Here is an 18,490-nt window from a genome sequence, read left to right on the forward strand (position 1 = left end):
AGCAGCCGTTTCGTGGCCGACAATGACATTAAAGAGAAGTGGCAAGGCCCCTCCCGGTTATGGCGGTGCGTGCGATGACTCACAGAGTACCCTCTTAATAATAGAATAAGTTATAACATAACAATTGGCGAAGCCAAAAAAATTGCTGAATATTTTACGTGCTTACTGCGTCGTGACAATGACAAACGCGGTTACTCACTCATCCCAAAGTAACTTATCCACAGGGCGTTTTAGTAACGCCATGTAGCGCTAATCTGCTGGGGAGAGACCAGCAGCGCATACTCGCCGTCCATCGTCACTGGGCCAAGCGAAACGCGGGCGGGCTGAAAGCGGTTAATAGCGGAAGACGCCTGGTTGGGCTGGGTCCAAATCTGAAGTTCATTGACCAGCATGCCCATGGCAAAGTTCATCGCCCCGTCGCGCTCGCGGCCATCGGCCGCAATAATACCGCCCGCAATGCTGTTGATCACCAGTGAGTTCACTCGCTCACCCCAGCCACGGCGTGCCCGCTCGGCCTGGGCAAGTTCCAACCCCAGCGCTTGCACACCGCTTAGCTCGCCACGGGCTTTTAAACGCTCGTACTGCGCCAACGCCGCCTGGTGTGGCTGGCTATCCAGCAACACCCCGCCAAGCGCCAAGGCTGATTTCACCACACCGATCCACGCATCAAAACGGTCATCGCGGTCGCTTGCTTCGCTGGCCTGGTAAGCATCCACCACAAGGCTTGCGCCATAAATACCTGTCCAACCCCACTCCCACACATTGGCCTGCCGCGCACCGCGCTCAAATACGTCGTCGTAACCCGCCCATTCATCGGTTGTTTGCGCCAAGGCTGGCAGTGCCACAACGCACAGTAGTACGCCTAAAAGAGAGTGTAAACGCATCGGGAAAGTCCTGTCGTCAAAGGAGGATGGCATTAAGCGTAGCATGTACTGGAAGGGGATTTTCGCGGAAGCCTGACGTTAAGTATGACTAAGGTCAATGGCGCTTAAAGGCGATTCCCGCACAGGCGGGGATGAACCGTCAGTGGTCGATATGAGCGATAATGGAAAAGTTGATCCCTGCGCGAGCGATAATGAGTTGGGGTATTTAGATGACCATCCCTCCATCGCGGGTGCGCTAACGGTTACTGCCGCGCTGCTTGAATGGGTTAATACTTGAAAGTTGGCGAGGTTGTAGCGCTGTCTTGGGATTAACGCTAGCGTTCAGCTTTAAGCAAAAGAGCCTCAATGGAGGCTCTTTGAAATAACGGTGTTGAAACTGCTTATTTATCCTTGTCCCAGTGTTCAAAGGCGCGCTTGTCATCGGGGAGCCGGACAATGTCACCGATGTTGAGATCAGGAAGGCCTTTAAGATGGTGGCCTTTGGTGTCCATGATGGCGGCAACGCTGCCAATACTCACGGCGTCTTCTTCTCGGTAGGCTTCCACTTTTACGTGAACGATGTGGCCTTGGTAGCGAGCGGATAAAATATCGCCGGTGCCAATGCGGGCGTGTTCATGGTGGTCGTTAGCAAACAGTTTGGATACGCTGTCTTTGCCGGGGTCTTCCCATTCGATATGTCGATGCATCGTGGTTTCCTTGTAAGTGGGCCGAAAAACACAAGTGTAGTTTGGTTTTTATTAGTTTTGCTAGTTATGGGTTAATGGGACCTTTGCCAATATGCTGAAACATAAAGGTTAAGGCCGCAGGTAGGCTGGCACGCCAAACGCGCCAGGTGTGCCCGCCGGGGTAGAGGTCCAAGCGTACATCATTAGGTTGAATGCGTTCCATGGCTTGGCGTAGCTTACGGGCGTGAAACTCGGCGTCGTACACATCGCTGCGCCCTGCGCTAATGTAAAGTGGCACGATCGGGATGTCGCTCTCTTCTGCGCTGGGCCGGGGCGTTACGTTAATGCGATACGCTTCAAGGTAAGCGGGGTAGTTGAGCTGGTCCCATAAAGCCGTATCAAAATGGCCTTGTTCATCCAAAAACGCGGGATGACGATGTGCTGAGGAGTTGCTCGGCGGATACGGAAGATAGCTTGCCGGGCTTAGCGCTGCGGCAGCGGCAAACATCTCGGGCTTTTCCAGGGCAAAATTAAGCGCGCCAAACCCTCCGGCGGATAGTCCGCCTACACCGCGAAGCGCTCGCGTGGCGCCCACTCGGTACTGGTTTTCAACATGCGGCATCAAGTCGTTAAAAAAGGCGCTACGGGCGGCCTCATTATGGCCGTCTACCCACCAGCTGCGACTACCGGGCATGATGAATACGGCAGGCGGAATGTGCCCAGCGCGAATCAAACGATCAGCGGTTTGGGCAAGGTTGCCCTTGGCTAGCCAGTCTCGTTCGTTGCCAAAAGAGCCATGGAGCAGATAAACCACTGGGTAAGGCTCGGCGGCAGTGGCGTCATAATGGTCGGGTAGATACACGGTGTAAGGGTAGGCGTGGCCCAGCGTGGGCGAGTCAAAGGTGGCGTAGTGCACCTCGCCAGCAACGGCGGTGTTAAACAGGCTCCATAGGCCCGCCAGGGCTGTCAGGCTGGTCAACAAGGAACGTAACAACCCATGAAATACACTTGAAAATGAGAGGAGTGACAAACAGCCTCCGGGAATTATCGCAGGGTTATAGCGTCGTACACCGTACCCGCCGAGACTGTTCAGCGCAGGCGAATGTCAGGCATACACGGAGCAGGTATGCATAAAAGGATAGAGGAAATTTACTGGTTGCGTGCGTACGGCTGCGTGGCCGTGTTTTTATTTCATTTGCTGGACCACGTTAATCAGCGTGTGGATAACCTGGCCACCGACCTGATGCGCCTGCCGCTGGTATTGGGCACGCCGATCTTTTTGTTCATTTCAGTGTTTGTGTTTGCCATGCGCTATGACAAGGCAGTGCCGCCTGGCTTTTTGGCCCAACGGGTAAAGTACGTCATGCTGCCTTATCTGGTATATGGCTTTATCTACTCGACGGCCGAGTGGGTTCGGCTGTATGTGGCAGGGGAGCCGGTAGGCTTTGTCGCCAATGCGCTGGAGTACTTTGTTTTCGCCGGGTGGCACGGTTATTTCTTGATTATCGCCATGCAGTTTTATATCGCGTATTGGCTGTTTACCCGCTGGCAGCTGTGGCGCTTTAACCCGGTGCCGTGGCTGTGGGTGAGCTGTTGGGTGAGTATGGCGTACTGGGGAGTGGCATATTGGTTGGGTGTGGCGCTGCCGGGGTATCTGCTCTGGGTGGCACCTCTGGGCTGGATATATCTGTTCTTTCTGGCCCTGGTGCTGGTGCGTTACTACCCCTTTGATAGTGGAGCCCAGGTACCGCTGCGGCCTTTATGGATGCAGTACCTGTCGTGGCCTTTGTGGTTGGTCGTGTTGGTTTGCCTGCTGGTCGCGGCCAGCGTGGCGGGGTGGCTGCAGTTCTCATCCAAGGAAGTGTGGGTGATACCGCTGTTCATGCTCTCAACGCTTGTAGCGATGCGTTATTTAAAAGACATCACAGCGCCTCGCTGGGTGCGCTATATCAACCAGTATTCGTTTGGTATTTACCTGGCGCACCCCATGTTTTTTGCCATTACCGATGCGTTGGTGATGCCGTTGGCGTTGCCTATAACGGTTTACGTGCTGCTGCTGATAGTGACGGGCGCCACGGGCTCTATCCTGCTCAGTAAAATGGCGAACACCACAAAAGCCGGGGCCATGATGTTTGGCAAGCGGCTAAAAGTGTAGGGCGTTGACGCGCTGTGCGGTGGGTTGGAAGCCGAGAGGGGCGCTCTATGTCTTTCATGCACCAATTAGGTGCGGTTATGCTTGTGTTTGATCTATTTTGGGTCAAAAAAACAGGTCCGTGTGTGTTTAAAAGCCTCGGGAAATACTTATGCGTCATAGAGAGGCATGCAGACGCAGCTTTTATATGCCTTAAAACAACAGGTTAGTAATTGTTTCGGTCATGTTGGTGCAGGATTGGCATGTTCTCTGCATTATATTTGTCAGCGGCTAGCCACCGTAGGCAGATGCCTCTCGGCGTGCTACAACAATAGCCGGTTTGAAATGATCGCTAGGCGATGTGTGATTCAATTTCAGGCAAATGTTAAGCGAACAAAAAGGATAGGCCTGTCAGGCACGTACTTTATTGAATGACGGGGTTTGTCTAATAACACTTTTATCGATAGCTTACTGTTACATGCTTTAAGCCACGCCCATATCGGAGGCACAATGTCAGCCAAGACTCTCGCGCTAATTGAAGAACATGATGTTAAGTGGGTGGACCTGCGTTTCACCGATACTCGTGGTAAAGAGCAGCACGTTACCGTGCCTGCCCGCGATGTAGACGAAGAGTTCTTCGAAAATGGTCAAATGTTCGATGGCTCCTCAATCGAGGGCTGGAAAGGCATTAACGAATCCGACATGATCCTGCGCCCGGAAGATGGCACTGCTTTCCTCGACCCCTTCACCGAAGACGCTACTCTGATTTTGCGTTGCGATATCATTGAGCCAGCCACGATGCAGGGCTATGACCGTGACCCGCGTTCTATTGCTAAGCGCGCTGAGGCGTACCTGGAGTCCACCGGCCTGGGCGATACTGCTTTCTTCGGTCCGGAGCCTGAGTTCTTTATTTTTGACGAAGTACATTGGAAGTCTGATATTCAGGGTTCCATGTACAAGATTTCTTCCGACGAGGGCGCCTGGGCGACCAGTAATCAGGTAGAGGGCGGCAACCTGGGGCACCGTCCGCGCGTTAAAGGCGGTTACTTCCCGGTTCCTCCGGTCGACAGCTTCCACGATATCCGTGGCGCTATGTGTAACACCCTGGAAGCGATTGGTCAGACCGTTGAAGTTCACCACCACGAAGTGGCGAATGCGGGGCAGAACGAGATCGGCGTTAAATTCAATACGCTGGTGAAGAAGGCGGACGAAGTTCAGGAAATGAAGTACGTGATCCACAACGTGGCCCACGCGTACGGCAAAACCGCGACCTTCATGCCCAAGCCGCTGGTTGGCGACAACGGTTCTGGTATGCATATTCACCAGTCGTTCTGGAAAGATGGTCAGAACCAGTTTGCCGGTGATGAATACGCAGGCCTGTCGGAAATGGCGCTGTATTACATCGGCGGTGTGATCAAGCACGCACGCGCTCTGAACGCCTTCACCAACGCCTCTACCAACTCGTACAAGCGTTTGGTGCCGGGGTTTGAAGCGCCGGTTATGCTGGCTTACAGCGCCCGTAACCGTTCCGCCTCTATCCGGATTCCCTATACGGTCAGCCCCAAAGGCAAGCGCGTTGAAACCCGCTTCCCTGACCCGACCGCTAACCCGTACCTGTCGTTTGCTGCCCTGCTAATGGCAGGTATCGACGGCATCAAGAACAAGATTCATCCTGGCGATGCCATGGACAAGAACCTGTACGACCTGCCGCCAGAAGAAGGCAAGTTGGTACCGACCGTTGCCAACAGCCTGGACCAGGCTCTGGAAGCGCTCGACGCTGACCGTGCGTTCCTGACCGAAGGTGGCGTGTTCACCGACGATATGATTGATGCCTACATCGAACTCAAGATGGAAGAAGTGGAGCGTATTCGCATGACCACGCACCCCATCGAGTTTGATATGTACTACAGCTGCTAATAGCGGTGTAACGCGATAGCTTTGAAACCCCGCTTCGGCGGGGTTTTTTATTGCACTTAACCAGTGAAAGGGGCGCGCCTTAACGGTGCTCCATGCACTAAGATGGTGCATGTGATGGATCGACCATGGCAGGCTGTGCGCTTAACGCTCGTTGAATCAAGGCCTGGCGCGCTTTTTGCAGTTTCTCTTAAGCATTGAACGTTTTTATCAGCGATATTCAGGACACGTCATGTATCAGCGTTTACTAGAACATCTCTCCATGGCAGTGCTGCTGCTGGACGGTGAGCTCCGCGTACGCTGGATGAACCCTGCCGCCGAAGCGCTGTTGGCAGTAAGCTTTAGCCGTGTGCAGGGGAGCCGCCTGGATACCCTGCTGGGCGGGGATGAAAGTATTGATCAGGTGTTGGCCAAGGCGCGGGATGCCTTTCATCCCTACACCCAGCGCGAGGCGCGCATTACCCCGGTTAACGGTGAAGCGCTGACCGTAGATTACACCGTGACGCCCCTGTCGGAAGACGAGCTTCTGCTGGAAGTAGAACCTCGTGACCGCTTGATGCAAATTTCCCGCGAGGAAGCGCTCACCACGCGCCAGGAAACCATCAAAGTGCTGGCCCGGGGCTTGGCCCATGAAGTGAAAAATCCGCTGGGCGGCATCCGCGGGGCGGCTCAGCTATTAGAGCGTGACCTGGATAAGCCTGAATTGCGTGAGTTTACCCATATCATCGTGGAGGAGGTTGACCGCTTGCGTGATCTGGTGGATTCGATGCTTGGCCCGAATCGCATTGTTAAGCACGCGCCGGTGAACATCCACAAAGTGCTGGAGCGGGTAAGAACGCTGCTGGTGGCTGAACATCCGAATATCACCATCCACCGCGATTACGACCCTAGCCTGCCGGACCTTTCCGGGGATGAGGCGCAGATGATCCAGGCCGTGCTTAACGTGGCCAGGAACGCCGTGCAGGCCATGAGCGATGCCGAGACCCCTGTGCCCGAATTGATGCTGCGCACCCGTGCCCGGCGTCAGTTCACCCTGGGTGCTGAGCGCCACCGGTTAGTGAGCGAGGTGGGTGTGATCGATAACGGCCCTGGTATCCCGGAAGGACTTAAAGAAACGCTCTTCTACCCTATGGTGTCAGGGCGTGCTGAAGGCAGCGGATTGGGGTTGTCCATCGCTCAGTCGATCCTGCATCAGCATCAAGGGTTGATTGAATGTGACTCACGTCCCGGGCACACCGAGTTCCGCTTACTGATTCCATTGGTTATTAATTGTACCGGAGAAGCATCATGATAGAGGCGACACGTAACGAGGTTGCACGGGTGGTCGTTGTGGATGACGATCGCGCTATCCGCTGGGTGCTTGAACGTGCATTGGCACAGCCGGATCTTGATGTAGAGTGCATAGAACGCGCCGATACAGTACTGGAACGACTGCTGACAACCCCACCGGATGTGCTGGTGACTGACATTCGCATGCCGGGCATTGATGGGCTGGATCTTATGTCGCACATCCGTGAGGCGCACCCGGATTTGCCGGTCATCATCATGACCGCTCATTCGGATCTCGACAGCGCAGTGGCCTCTTATCAAGGCGGTGCGTTTGAGTACCTGCCCAAGCCGTTTGATGTGGATGAAGCGCTGGCGCTTGTGCGCCGGGCGGTGGCTCATGCGCGCGAGCGCCAACGGCCGATCAGCGTTCCCGAAGGTTTGAACGCAGAAATCATTGGTGAAGCGCCGGCCATGCAGGAGGTGTTTCGGGCCATTGGGCGACTCTCTCATTCGCATATTACTGTGCTCATCAATGGCGAGTCGGGCACCGGTAAAGAGCGTGTAGCCCAGGCACTCCACCAGCACAGCCCCCGGGCGGGCAAGCCGTTTATTGCCCTGAACATGGCGGCCATCCCGCGTGATCTGATTGAGTCTGAACTGTTTGGCCACGAGAAAGGTGCGTTTACCGGGGCCGCTGCCCAGCGCCAGGGGCGCTTTGAGCAGGCCAACGGCGGCACGCTGTTTCTGGATGAGATCGGCGATATGCCGGCTGAAACCCAAACTCGCTTGCTGCGCGTATTGGCCGACGGTGAGTTCTACCGAGTGGGCGGGCACACCCCGGTCAAGGTTGACGTGCGGATTATCGCCGCGACGCACCAGAACCTTGAGTCGCTGGTGGATGACGGGCGCTTTCGTGAGGACCTTTTCCATCGCCTGAACGTTATCCGCATTCACTTGCCGCGCCTTGCCGAACGCCGTGAGGATATCCCACGCCTCACACGGCATTTTCTTGCTGAAGCCGCCAAAGAACTTGCCACCGACATCAAGGTACTCACGGCCGAAACCGAGGAGCACCTGACGCGCCTGGCGTGGCCGGGTAACGTGCGCCACCTGGAAAATATCTGTCGCTGGTTAACGGTAATGGCGTCTGGGCGTGAAATTCTGGTGGAGGATTTACCGCCAGAGCTACGCTCCCCCCAGGCAACTGAAAGCGGCGGTCATGGCGAATGGCGCAGCGCCTTTCGGGAATGGGCCGACCGTGCTCTGGCCGAAGGGCATACACATCTGTTGGAAGAGGCCGTACCCGACGTTGAGAAAATTCTGATTGAGACGGCGTTAAAACATACCGGTGGGCGTAAAGGAGAAGCAGCGGAGTTGTTAGGCTGGGGGCGCAATACACTAACGCGTAAATTAAAGACGTTGCTACCCGCCCTGGCAGACGAAGAACGCTGCCACTGTTCGCGCTAAACGAGCATTGATTGCTTGGTAAGCGCTTGGCACTGCGTTAGAAAACGCTCAAAGTCGCTCAGTATGGTGTCCAGGCTAGCGTGAAGACGATGGTCGTCATCGACCATCCGTAACGAGAGTTGCTGTAATCGGGCGCGTTCAATAACGGGGCCGGGCAGCACGACATCATCCTGCCAGCCGTGGATGATATGGGTAAGCTGAGCCTGAATCATCGGCGAGGTTTCAGGGTATGCCGGTAAGCCAAGCGCAGGGGCAAGTAAAAAACAACCTAAAAGGGGATGCTGAGTGCTAACCGCAGCGCTCAGCCATCCTCCCAGGCTAGAACCCGCTAGCACACACGCTGCGGGATTATCATTGCGTTTTGACAGAGTATCCAACAGGTGATCCAGCCGCCTGGGGGGCTCTGCCATGCCACGGTAATCCATAACGACCGGCTCACAATCATCGAGCGTTTCGGCGATCCCTTTGAGTGCCTGAATTTTCAAGGCACCGGGCCCGCTTTCCAGGCCGTGTGAAAGATAGACGGTCATCATTATGGTTATTCCGCTGCTCTTTCAATCGCCTGGCCGCCTTCCGAGATATCCTCTCCCGCGCCATGAATCGTATTACAACCGCTGATCGCCAGCAGTGTGGTTAATAGCACTACACCCATCGCCCATGTGCGTTTCATTGAATGATCCCTTCTTGTTGATCAGAAATAGTCGTGAGTAGAAACAGTCCTGCGTAAAACCATTCTTGCATAAAACAGTAAGGCTGCCATCAGCAACGCAGTAGCCCATACCAAGCGTGCCTTCGAAGTATCTTGCCTTCTCTTTATATTAGCCAGCAATAACACGTTAGGGTAAGAAGTAGTACGTTTTTGCCGAAATAAAGTGAGCAATAGCCAAACGTTCAGCTTCCCAAGTGGTGCTTAGTGTCACGGTGACCATTCGATGAGCAGGTATTTTTGTCGCATGTGCCTTTTTTACACACGGCTAAAGAGGGTTTTTCGTTGTTTTTAGGAAAGTGTTTTTTATTTCAAGTTTTTGATTTTACTTGTTTTTTTGTTTTTATGTTGGCAGTTGGCCTAAAGCCTGCAATATCATGAGTAGGAACAACATGAGCGGATTGATAGGAAGCAAGGGAAGGCAGGAGCCAAGTAGAAGAACAGGACGTTAAAGGACATTCACCCGCTCATTTGTATTAGCATAAGGATATGCTAATCGTCGAGGCCAGGGATTGGCTGAGATGCAAAATGACCATTTCGCGTAAGCGTTGTGGTTTTTTTGCGTTGTATGTGTTTTTTTTAAGCTGTTGAAAATTATAAAATTGTTGATTCTTAGCTATAATTTGCAAAAGATTTGTACAGATGACGCCGCCGATTTAGTCTATCCTTGCAGCACACTAAATCTAAGCGGTTAGAACATGCCAATGCAGTAGCCGCGCATTTCAGGAACAAGCGTTATGGCGATGGGATTGATGTTATGCATGTTTGTGCTGTTCTTGGTGTTTTCCGCCATCGGGTTATACATGATGTTTAAAAGTTCTTTTATGGTCACAACAGACAACCACGAAGACATACCGCCCGATATTTGATGGTTACCGCCCAACGGCGCGTTCTAAAAAGAATACGTACACTAAACGATCATGCCCACGAAAGTGGGCATGATCGTTTGGGGTGAACATAACGCGGCGGGCTACTTTTTCTGCCAGCGGCCACGGCCTCTGTCGGGCACCATGCGTCCGAAGTACAGCAGGCCAAAGACTAACCAGCTGACGGTTAAAATAGCCGAAAAGCCCAGTATGGCGAGCGCACCAAACTCGCCTATCAAGGGCAAAGCAGCGGCGGTAAATAACCCACCACCTACCACCGGTTCAAACATAAGCTGCTTATAGCCAAAGCTCTCAAGCGCGCCGGATTTATTGCTGGGGTCAGCCATTCTCATCAGCAATAAGCCCGTCACCGTGACCCCCATGGATTGTCCAAAGTCTCCAATGCCCCGCTCAAACCAGCCTTCTGGAATTACTCGGGGGGCAATCACGATAAGAACGAATAACCCCCAGGCAATGCCTGCGACGGCAAGCAGTAAAAAGGGCAGGAAGTATTCCCCCAGGGTGGTGAGTGACAGCGTGGCAAGTGCAGCGACAATGGTGAAATCAAGCGCGGTGCCAGCAATTCGCGCCATGGTACGTGTGGAAACATGGTGCTCCAGGCCAAAGCGCGTGATCACTAACTGGACGATGACGCCGCCAATCATCGCGATAGGAAATAGCGGCACATGCGCTAATATCTCAAGACCTCCATTGCTTGCCCAGGTGACTTGCTCAATCCACTGCAGGCCAGAGAGCAGCAGCCAACCTATTAAAATGGCAATGCCCACCAACCCAATATGCAGGCTAAGCGGGTCAGTGGTTCCTGCTTCATGCATGAGGTCTTTTTTAAATTCGCTAAACTCTTCAGTAGAAGGGCGACTGTCCTCACGGATCATGTCATCAGGTTCATCGTTCTCGTTGCTGGGCGTAATGATGTTGCGGCGCGCGGCAATATTAATCATGAGCGTGCCAATGAGTACACCGGAAACAATGCCCACGGTGGCGAGACCAAGTGCAAGGTCAGCGCCTTCTTCAAACCCCAGGTCAGCGAACGTATCGGCCATGCCAGCGGCCGTACCATGGCCGCCTTCAAAGCCAATTTCAATAAGGGCGCCCGCCATGGGGTTCATATTAAACAAGGGGGCAAGTATCAATAGCGCCAGCGTCAACCCCACCACGTATTGGCCCCACGCCATTGTTTGTCCAACAACGACCTGAGGGCCTGCGCGCAGCCAAATAGTACGAATGCCAGGAATCGTTTTACCGATAAAGAGGGCAGCAAATACCACGTTGATCAAAAGGCCAGGTAGCGCAGACCAGCTCTCTTGTACATACGCGGGGAAAAGACCGGGGCTCTCTTCAAAAAAAGTAGGCAGCAAGCGTCCGATAACGTCCGGGCCCATCAATAAAAGCACAAGACCAGCAATGACGGAGCTGGGTAAGAACAGCCTGCGTAGCCAACCAATCCGAAGCCGCAGCGCATTACTTGCGACGAGCGCGAGAGAGATAATCACCAGTGCGATAAAAAGTTCACCAACCGTCATGGTCATCACATCACTCCTTAATGAATGCGAGAGGGCGTATGCCGTCTTCACAAGACCAAGTAAATGACAGGGTTGGTTTTAACGTAGTGCGTCGTGGTTAAATTGGCGAATAGTTAATGCTTAGCCTGCCCAATAGAGGCTAAGTAGAGCAAAGCCATAACCCATAGCGGCGCCTGCAAGAACATCGCTAATGTAGTGGAGTCCGAGACCAACACGGGAAACGGCAATCAGCAGGGCCAGTGGCACCACCAAAGGAAGTAGCCACGGCGTATGAGCCGCCACCAGTACGCTAAACATTACGGCGTGCATGGTGTGGCCACTGGGAAAACTGTAACGGTCACGCGCAGGCTCACCGCAATGCACGCCACCCAGGTAGGTAATAAAGGGCCGCTCGCGGCACAGGCGCGTTTTGATTAAGCGATAAGCCGCCATCGCCAGCAGTGCGATGCTGGTGTATTGCACCATACGCCAGATTCCATCCGGCTGTAGCCAAGGCTGAGCGGCTATCAGCAGTACCCAGATAGGCCAGTCACCTATTCGACTGGCGGCTTGCAAGAGAATTCGCCACGGGCGAAACAGGTTGAGTCGTGTCACCCGCTGGCAGAGGCGCCACTCCAGTAAATCAAGACGATCGAATACGACAAGCGGGCGCGGACGCATGGTAATTCTCCTGGGCTTGCTGAAGGTACTGCATAAACTGGTCTGCAATGCCCGACCAGCTTTGCTCAAGTGCGCGAAGGCGCGCAACACGCCCTAGCCGTGCATAGTCGGCGGGGTGCTGGCAAAGCTCGACCGCTGCTTGCTGAAATGCGTCGCCATCATCAAGCGCTATCGTCATTCCGTTTTGATCATTTTCGATCAGTTCAGCGCTTGCTGCGTATCGATAGGCCACAACAGCCAGACCACTGGCCATGGCTTCCGTAATCACATTGCCCCAGGTTTCTGACAGCGAAGGGAAGACAAAAATATCGGCGCTGGCATAGTGGCGGGCTAATTCATGTTTATCGACGAACCCGGTGAAGTGTGCATCAGGTAGCGCCTTTTCAAGCTGCGCACGCGCTGGGCCGTCGCCCACAATGACCTGGGCCATATCCGGGCGCACTTCACGCATGGCTTGCAGTGTTTCCTGGAGTAGCGTGAGGTTTTTCTCAGCGGCTAAACGACCGACATAAATGGCCACGGGCTGATGGTCACTCACTCCCCATTGACGGCGTAACGCGCTATCTCGAAAAGTGGGTGAAAAGCGCTCTCCGTCGATTCCGCGCGACAGCACTTGAACGCCGTGGATGCCTTGGCGGCGTAGCGTCTCGGCTTGTAAATGGGTGGGGACCAGCGTGGTGGTACAGCCATTATGAAAGTAGCGCAAATAGCGCCGCGTGGCGGAGGATAACCACGACACGCCGTAATCGTGGCAGTAGTGGTCAAAGTTGGTATGCCAGCCCGCCACCAGAGGAATATTGAGTTGCCTCGCCGCATGTCGTGCCGCCCAGCCAAGCGGGCCTTGGGTAGCAAGATAGATCGTATCAGGACGGTACTTACGCCAGAAGCGGCGCAGCTTAGCGGGTGTTACCAAGCCTACCTGTACTTCCGCATAGCCAGGTAAAGCGACAGATTTAACCTGCATTTCCTGGGCAATATGCGTAGCGCTTCCGGGTACTTTGGGGCGTGGGCGAATCACATCGACCGTTACGCCCTGCTGGTGCAGTTCGTGGTTAATGCGGCTTAGCGTGTGCGCAACGCCATTGATATCGGGTGACCACGTTTCACTCACAATACATAGCCGCATAAACGATACGCCCCTTAATCATATTTTAACTTAGTGTGGTCGGTAACGATGACATTGCCAAGTCAGGACAGTGAAAAACTAGTGACATAAATATCAATCGCCGTTTATTTAATTATTGATAGGCCTGCTTTAAACGACGTTATTATTAAGAGATTACAACCTGATAAAAGCGACTGAAAGAGGAATTTTATAATAAAAGATTCGTTGGTTATTTTTTTACCGCTGGGTGAGCCGCAGTGTTATTAGGACAATAGGGTTTCATGGACAACTAAAAAGAGCCATGGCGCATGCCACTACGTTTTGTGATTTTGCTTGAGCATATTAGTAGTGCGTTGCTAAGAAGTGATATGTTTAATTAGGCTCTAATAACGTTTTAATAAAGAAGATTTGCCATGCCCGGATGGGTATTCATGAATGAACACGGGTTTACATGGCGATGAAGCTGGGCGAAATTGGCGGCGCCTGGAACAAGGAACGGAAACATGATGATCAACGACTGGATAAATGCGGGGCTCTTGATAGCTTTTCTGACGGTCGCGCTGGCCTCCGGTTTTATCATGCGGAAAAGAAAGAGCTGGTCCCACAGCATCTCCGTTCACGTTGTTTTGTTCGCCGCGAATGCGGGTTTCCTGCTGACTCTGAACAAGACCATCAATCAGATACTGGTCGACAGAAAGGTCTCCGCCATAAAGCCGGATATCATTGACGACCTGACCTTGGTGGCTATTGGTCTGACCGCCATGCAGCAAACCTTCCTGCTGATTAACCGCCTGACGGCCGATCAGGTAACGAAGGGAAGCGATAAAACCTCGGCCACAAGCATCGCCCGCATCCTTAAACTTGCAATGGTGCTGGTGTTACTGCTTTTGTTCGGTGAACATCTGGGCCTGAGCTTTTCGGGCCTCTTGGCCTTTGGCGGCTTCGGCGGTATCGCCATCGGTATTGCCGGACGGGATGTTCTAAGCAATGTTTTCTCCGGCGTGATGCTCTATTTCGACCGCCCCTTCAAGTTTGGCGACTGGATTCGGTCTCCGGACCGTAATATTGAGGGTACCGTCGAGGAAATCGGTTGGAGGATGACGAAGATCATCACCTTCGATAACCGCCCGCTCTTCGTCCCTAACTCCGTTTTCTCAACGATCAGCGTCGAAAATCCGGGGCAGATGCGTAATAGGCGCATCAGTACTACGGTCGGCCTCAGGTACGAGGATGCCGACAAGGTTGCCGCCGTCGTCAACGATATTCGCGCGATGCTTCAGAAGCACGACGGCATTGATTTCACGCAGACCCTCCTCGTCTACTTCAACGAATTTGCGGATTCCTCACTAAATATTATGGTCTATGGTTTTACCAGAACCACGAAATGGGCTGAATGGCTGGCGATCCAGCAAGATATCTACCTTAATATCATCACTATCGTGCATGGTCATGACGCTGATTTTGCCTTCCCCTCTCGGACTGTCTATCTTGAGAAGGATTAAACTCACGCCGCCGTTAATAACCATACACAGCCTTAAGCAATATGTTTAAGGCCCTTCGGTAGGCTTGCCGGTGAAATCCGTCACCGGTTTATCTATGGGCTGGTCCAGCCGCTCGGAAAAAGCCCGCAGGCCTGCCAGAATCGGTTTAAGGGCATACCACAGCTCGTCATCTTTGAGCATGTGATACACCCCGGTGATGCCGGGGGCGCTGTCTTTTTCTTCTTTCTCTTTGTCTTGGCTTCGTGCTTGCTCCTTGTGCTTGGCCTTGTCCTCATGGCGATGGTTACCAACCTGCTCAATTCCCTCTTTAAGCGCAAACATCACTTGGTAAAATCGATCTGGCGGTAGCGTTGAAAGCGTCATCACGATGACCGATAAGTTTTGAATAGTGTTAAGCGAGCCAGGTTTATTTAACCCGTCTACCGCAATACGCATTAGCTCATGATTAGAGGCAACCATGTCATTGGCAAACCGCAGCAGACCGTGCTCATGGAGCGTTTGCACCAGCTTATCAAGTTCCTCCTGAGCATCCGGGCCGATAGTAGGCGGCGGCACGTCGTAGGAAATTCGTTCGGCCATCACATTTTCCTCGGATTGGTTTGCTGGGCAGGCGGAAGCTGGTAGTCATCCTTTGCCCATTTGACCTCGACCGCAACGCCCTTATTGGGCGTACGGTGGCCGTAGCGGTAGTTGTTACTGGGGAGCGGGAGGGCGGTGTGTTTGTCGAGCACTTCAAGCTTTACGGCAACTTCCTTATAAGCAGGTGTTTGCACATCGGGGTCATTATGTTCGCCGGTCAGCGAGTTAACCCCCGGTTTGCCGAAGTGAATGGGCATAAAAAGAGTTTTTCCTGCGGCACGCTCGGTGACAACAGCTGGAAACTCAATGCTATCCCGACGTGAAGCTATCTTGACCCACGTACCGTCTTCGATCCCGCGCTCGGCGGCAAGCTCGGGGCTAACTTCAACAAACCCATGGGCTACCTGGTCACAAATACCCGGTGAGCGGCCAGTCTGATTGGTTCCCTGAAACTGTTCCAACAGACGACCGTTGTTCAACATAAGGTCGTACTCTTTATCCGAGGCCTCTGAAGGCTCTTTCCACTCCAGTGGAAACAGGCTAGCTTTGCCATCCTCCGTCGGAAATCCATCGGTATACAGCAGTGGCGTATCGGTGCCGTCCTCGGCAACCGGCCAGAGCAACGACTTCCAGCCTTCCAGGCGCTCGTAGCTGACCCCCGCGAACATGGGGGATATAGATGCACACTCTGCCATGATTTCGGCGGGATGGTTATAGCCCCAATCGTGGCCCATTCGCGCGGCAAGGTCCGTTAAAATACGCCAATCCGGGCGGCTGTCGCCCAGCGGTTCGAGCACCTGATAGAAGCGCTGAATACGCCGCTCGGTATTAACAAAGGAGCCGTCTTTCTCGACGCTGGGGCAGGCGGGCAGCACGACATCGGCAAACTCTGCGGTACGGCTTAAAAACATGTCCTGCACGACCATAAAGTCGAGGCTTTCAAATGCGGAATGGACGTTATGGGTATTGGAGTCGGAGAAGGCCGTTTCCTCGCCAATAATGTACATGGCTTTAAGCTTGTCCTCGGCGGCGGCTTGCACCATCAGGAAGTTGCCATAACCGATTTCACTGGAGAGCTGTTCAGGCTTAACGCCCCAACCTTTGGCCCACCGCTTTCGGGCATCTTCGTCGGTGACCTTTTCATAGCCTGGGTACATGTTGCGCAAGCAGCCAAAGTCGCTGGCGCCTTGCACGTTATTATGACCGCGCATGGGGTAACCGCCGGTACCTGGCTTGCCGTAGTTACCAGTGACCAGCAGCAAGTTGGAAAGCGCGGTGCTGGTATCCGAACCGTGGCTATGTTGAGTAATTCCCATGGCCCATAGCAGGCAGACACGTTTTGCCCGGCCGATTAATTCAGCGGCCTCAATCAACTGTTGCTTGGGAATGCCGGTTTTCTGTTCCGCAAAATCAAGTGTAAACGGCGCCAGCGATTCACGATACTCATCGACGTTATTGACCCAGCGCTCAAGGAATTCATGGTCGGCCAGGCCGTTATCGAACATATAGCGTGATAGCGCCGACGCCCAGATTAAATCGGTGCTGGCATTGGGGCGCATGAAAAGATTCGCCCGCTCGGCCATTTCATGTTTGCGCGGGTCGAACACCACCAGCTTTTGGCCGTGCAGCTTCTGTGAGGACTTGATGCGCGAGGCAATCACTGGGTGGTTTTCGGCGGTATTGCTGCCTACCAGCACCACTACTTCAGCCTGCTCTATGTCCTTGATAGTACCGGCATCGCCACCGTAACCCACGGTGCGGAAAAGCCCTTTAGTCGCCGGGTTTTGGCTGTAGCGGGATGAATTATCCACGCTGTTGGTGCCAATGATCAGCCGGGCAATTTTCTGCGTTAGATAGGCCTCTTCGTTGCTGGCTTTACTGGAGCCAATAAAGCCCACGCTCTGTGGGCCGTGGGTGTCGCGCACGCTTATCAGTTGGCTCGCCACCAGGTCCAGCGCTTCGTCCCAACTGGCTTCACGGAACTGACCCTTTTCCCGAATCAGCGGTGTCGTGAGGCGTTTTTCACTGTTTACAAAGTCCCAGGCAAATTTGCCCTTGATGCAGGTGGAGATACCGTTAGCCGGGGCATCTGGCGTGGGCTGAACCTTAAGAATGTTGCGATCACGGGTCCACATCTCAAACGCGCAGCCTACACCGCAGTAGGTGCATACCGTTTTTGTACGTTTGATGCCCGGCTCGCGCAAAGCGGCATCCAGTTCTGAAACACCGGTGATGAGTGTAGCGCTGGTGGTGTTTTCGACTTCCTTGACTATTTCAATCATCGGCCGCTTAAGCGACCAGGGCAGTGCGGTCAGCGGGCCTGTCTGGCCGTACATGCTGTTTTCCTGCAGCGCATTACACGGACAGACCGTTACACAGTGGCCGCAATGTACGCAGCTTGAGTCGTTGATCTTTTCGCCACCGTCCCAGAGTACGCGCGGGTCTTCGCTGGAAAAGTCGATGCTCAGCGTCTCATTAACTTCGACGTTTTGGCACGCTTCCACGCATTGGCCGCACAGAATGCACTGGTCCGGGTCGTAAGTGCAGAAAGGGCTTGAAGTATCCTTTTCATGAGGCTTGGACGTGAATTCGTAGCGCTGGATGGGGATTTGCATTTCTACCAGTGCGTTGTGCACCGTGCAGTCGCCATTGTTGTTCTCGCACACGGTGCAGTAAAGCTCGTGCTTGGCTAATAGACGATCCATGCCTTCATGGCGAGCGGCTTCGGCCTCTCTGTCTTGGCTGGAAACGTTAAGACCCTCTTTGGTACGCAGCGTACAGCCTCGTTTTATCTCGCCGTTAACATGGACCCAGCACGTATCGCAGGTTTCGATAGGCCCCAGGGAGGGGTGATAGCAGACGCTGGGTACGCTAATGCCTTGGGCTTTTAGAAAGTCGATTAGCGGTTCACCGGCGTTGCCGGTTAATGTTCTATCATCAAACGTAATCGTGCACGGTCGGTTCATGTGGGCATTCCGCCATGGATCCCTTGTTTTTATCCTCGTATCAATCCTCTTTAATGCGCAGATGTATTGGTCAAAAGGTAGTCAAGGGGGGAGGGTTGTAAAAGCGGGCGGCCCGGGATTGAACTTAAGTTAAAGCGTGAAAGGGGAATAAAAGTGGCATGAATGAGTATTCCGGAGACGCCGCGGCCTTCTGTATTAGCGCATTTATAGTGACAGCCAACGGCGATTTTAG

16 protein-coding genes are annotated in these 18,490 nt (G+C 53.6%); 6 read left to right on the forward strand and 10 right to left on the reverse strand.

Annotated features, from left to right (window positions below; translation table 11 throughout):
* Positions 1–230 precede the first annotated feature (230 nt).
* Positions 231–884 (reverse strand): hypothetical protein, encoded by a 654-nt coding sequence (locus tag ACT3TC_RS05375; RefSeq protein ID WP_444639391.1) that lies wholly within the window; start codon positions 882–884, stop codon positions 231–233.
* A gap of 97 nt (positions 885–981) precedes the next feature.
* Here ACT3TC_RS05375 and ACT3TC_RS05380 point away from each other — a divergent pair, with 97 nt between their 5' ends.
* Positions 982–1,161: a hypothetical protein gene (locus ACT3TC_RS05380; protein WP_193053629.1), complete on the forward strand. Its 180-nt coding sequence runs from the start codon at positions 982–984 to the stop codon at positions 1,159–1,161.
* Positions 1,162–1,264: 103 nt separating this feature from the next.
* On the opposite strand, the gene ACT3TC_RS05385 is transcribed toward ACT3TC_RS05380, so the two are convergent.
* Positions 1,265–1,570 (reverse strand): hypothetical protein, encoded by a 306-nt coding sequence (locus ACT3TC_RS05385; RefSeq protein ID WP_193053628.1) that lies wholly within the window; start codon positions 1,568–1,570, stop codon positions 1,265–1,267.
* A gap of 64 nt (positions 1,571–1,634) precedes the next feature.
* Complete coding sequence (locus ACT3TC_RS05390) at positions 1,635–2,510, reverse strand: alpha/beta hydrolase (RefSeq protein WP_444639446.1); 876 nt, start codon at positions 2,508–2,510, stop codon at positions 1,635–1,637.
* 165 nt (positions 2,511–2,675) lie between these two features.
* Between ACT3TC_RS05390 and ACT3TC_RS05395 the strand changes: the two genes are divergently transcribed.
* From ACT3TC_RS05395 to ntrC, 4 genes are all read left to right on the forward strand, one after another.
* Positions 2,676–3,704: an acyltransferase family protein gene (locus tag ACT3TC_RS05395; RefSeq protein WP_444639392.1), complete on the forward strand. Its 1,029-nt coding sequence runs from the start codon at positions 2,676–2,678 to the stop codon at positions 3,702–3,704.
* Between the two features lie 486 nt (positions 3,705–4,190).
* The gene (glnA, locus tag ACT3TC_RS05400; protein WP_172117682.1) at positions 4,191–5,597 is read left to right on the forward strand and encodes a glutamate--ammonia ligase; all 1,407 of its coding nucleotides are present in this window, start codon (positions 4,191–4,193) and stop codon (positions 5,595–5,597) included.
* A 229-nt stretch (positions 5,598–5,826) separates the two neighbouring features.
* Positions 5,827–6,885, forward strand: coding sequence for a nitrogen regulation protein NR(II) (gene glnL, locus ACT3TC_RS05405; RefSeq protein ID WP_444639394.1), 1,059 nt, complete (start codon positions 5,827–5,829; stop codon positions 6,883–6,885).
* A complete protein-coding gene (ntrC, locus tag ACT3TC_RS05410; RefSeq protein ID WP_444639396.1) occupies positions 6,882–8,330 on the forward strand; it encodes a nitrogen regulation protein NR(I) in 1,449 nt (482 codons plus the stop codon). Before glnL ends, ntrC begins: the two co-directional genes overlap by 4 nt.
* Here ntrC and ACT3TC_RS05415 read toward each other — a convergent pair.
* The 5 genes from ACT3TC_RS05415 to ACT3TC_RS05435 form a co-directional block, all read right to left on the reverse strand.
* Entirely contained in the window at positions 8,327–8,863 is a 537-nt protein-coding gene (locus tag ACT3TC_RS05415) for a YqiA/YcfP family alpha/beta fold hydrolase (RefSeq protein WP_444639397.1), read from the reverse strand. The two genes, ntrC and ACT3TC_RS05415, sit on opposite strands and share 4 nt — an antisense overlap.
* 5 nt (positions 8,864–8,868) lie before the next feature.
* Positions 8,869–9,000 carry an entericidin A/B family lipoprotein gene (locus tag ACT3TC_RS05420; protein WP_087108872.1) on the reverse strand — a complete coding sequence of 44 codons (132 nt, stop codon included), beginning with the start codon at positions 8,998–9,000 and terminating at the stop codon, positions 8,869–8,871.
* Positions 9,001–10,006: 1,006 nt separating this feature from the next.
* The gene (locus ACT3TC_RS05425; RefSeq protein ID WP_444639398.1) at positions 10,007–11,452 is read right to left on the reverse strand and encodes a sodium/glutamate symporter; all 1,446 of its coding nucleotides are present in this window, start codon (positions 11,450–11,452) and stop codon (positions 10,007–10,009) included.
* A 114-nt stretch (positions 11,453–11,566) separates the two neighbouring features.
* On the reverse strand, positions 11,567–12,106 hold the full coding sequence (locus tag ACT3TC_RS05430; RefSeq protein ID WP_172117678.1) for a phosphatase PAP2 family protein: 540 nt from the start codon (positions 12,104–12,106) through the stop codon (positions 11,567–11,569).
* Entirely contained in the window at positions 12,069–13,232 is a 1,164-nt protein-coding gene (locus ACT3TC_RS05435; protein ID WP_444639399.1) for a glycosyltransferase family 4 protein, read from the reverse strand. The genes ACT3TC_RS05430 and ACT3TC_RS05435 overlap by 38 nt, the downstream gene beginning before the upstream one ends.
* 482 nt (positions 13,233–13,714) lie before the next feature.
* Between ACT3TC_RS05435 and ACT3TC_RS05440 the strand changes: the two genes are divergently transcribed.
* Positions 13,715–14,713, forward strand: coding sequence for a mechanosensitive ion channel family protein (locus ACT3TC_RS05440; protein WP_193053623.1), 999 nt, complete (start codon positions 13,715–13,717; stop codon positions 14,711–14,713).
* A 45-nt stretch (positions 14,714–14,758) separates the two neighbouring features.
* Here the strand turns inward: ACT3TC_RS05440 and ACT3TC_RS05445 are convergent, their stop codons facing one another.
* Together ACT3TC_RS05445 and fdhF are read right to left on the reverse strand one after the other, a co-directional pair.
* On the reverse strand, positions 14,759–15,292 hold the full coding sequence (locus tag ACT3TC_RS05445; protein WP_444639400.1) for a DUF1641 domain-containing protein: 534 nt from the start codon (positions 15,290–15,292) through the stop codon (positions 14,759–14,761).
* Positions 15,292–18,258, reverse strand: a complete 2,967-nt coding sequence (gene fdhF, locus ACT3TC_RS05450; protein ID WP_444639401.1) for a formate dehydrogenase subunit alpha — start codon at positions 18,256–18,258, stop codon at positions 15,292–15,294. Before fdhF ends, ACT3TC_RS05445 begins: the two co-directional genes overlap by 1 nt.
* Positions 18,259–18,490: the final 232 nt, after the last annotated feature.

This window comes from Halomonas sp. AOP27-A1-41, from assembly GCF_052378605.1.
Taxonomy (GTDB): domain Bacteria; phylum Pseudomonadota; class Gammaproteobacteria; order Pseudomonadales; family Halomonadaceae; genus Vreelandella; species Vreelandella citrativorans.

What these genes read in the sequence shown, in the direction of transcription:
- ACT3TC_RS05415 (WP_444639397.1), bottom strand. Translation starts at nt 8,863, where the DNA reads ATGATGACCGTCTATCTTTCACACGGCCTGGAAAGCGGGCCCGGTGCC.
- ACT3TC_RS05440 (WP_193053623.1), top strand. Translation starts at nt 13,715, where the DNA reads ATGATGATCAACGACTGGATAAATGCGGGGCTCTTGATAGCTTTTCTG.
- ACT3TC_RS05375 (WP_444639391.1), bottom strand. Translation starts at nt 884, where the DNA reads ATGCGTTTACACTCTCTTTTAGGCGTACTACTGTGCGTTGTGGCACTG.
- glnA (WP_172117682.1), top strand. Translation starts at nt 4,191, where the DNA reads ATGTCAGCCAAGACTCTCGCGCTAATTGAAGAACATGATGTTAAGTGG.
- ACT3TC_RS05420 (WP_087108872.1), bottom strand. Translation starts at nt 9,000, where the DNA reads ATGAAACGCACATGGGCGATGGGTGTAGTGCTATTAACCACACTGCTG.
- ACT3TC_RS05430 (WP_172117678.1), bottom strand. Translation starts at nt 12,106, where the DNA reads ATGCGTCCGCGCCCGCTTGTCGTATTCGATCGTCTTGATTTACTGGAG.
- ACT3TC_RS05380 (WP_193053629.1), top strand. Translation starts at nt 982, where the DNA reads ATGGCGCTTAAAGGCGATTCCCGCACAGGCGGGGATGAACCGTCAGTG.
- ACT3TC_RS05445 (WP_444639400.1), bottom strand. Translation starts at nt 15,292, where the DNA reads ATGGCCGAACGAATTTCCTACGACGTGCCGCCGCCTACTATCGGCCCG.
- ACT3TC_RS05395 (WP_444639392.1), top strand. Translation starts at nt 2,676, where the DNA reads ATGCATAAAAGGATAGAGGAAATTTACTGGTTGCGTGCGTACGGCTGC.
- fdhF (WP_444639401.1), bottom strand. Translation starts at nt 18,258, where the DNA reads ATGAACCGACCGTGCACGATTACGTTTGATGATAGAACATTAACCGGC.
- ACT3TC_RS05385 (WP_193053628.1), bottom strand. Translation starts at nt 1,570, where the DNA reads ATGCATCGACATATCGAATGGGAAGACCCCGGCAAAGACAGCGTATCC.
- ACT3TC_RS05425 (WP_444639398.1), bottom strand. Translation starts at nt 11,452, where the DNA reads ATGACCATGACGGTTGGTGAACTTTTTATCGCACTGGTGATTATCTCT.
- ACT3TC_RS05435 (WP_444639399.1), bottom strand. Translation starts at nt 13,232, where the DNA reads ATGCGGCTATGTATTGTGAGTGAAACGTGGTCACCCGATATCAATGGC.
- ntrC (WP_444639396.1), top strand. Translation starts at nt 6,882, where the DNA reads ATGATAGAGGCGACACGTAACGAGGTTGCACGGGTGGTCGTTGTGGAT.
- glnL (WP_444639394.1), top strand. Translation starts at nt 5,827, where the DNA reads ATGTATCAGCGTTTACTAGAACATCTCTCCATGGCAGTGCTGCTGCTG.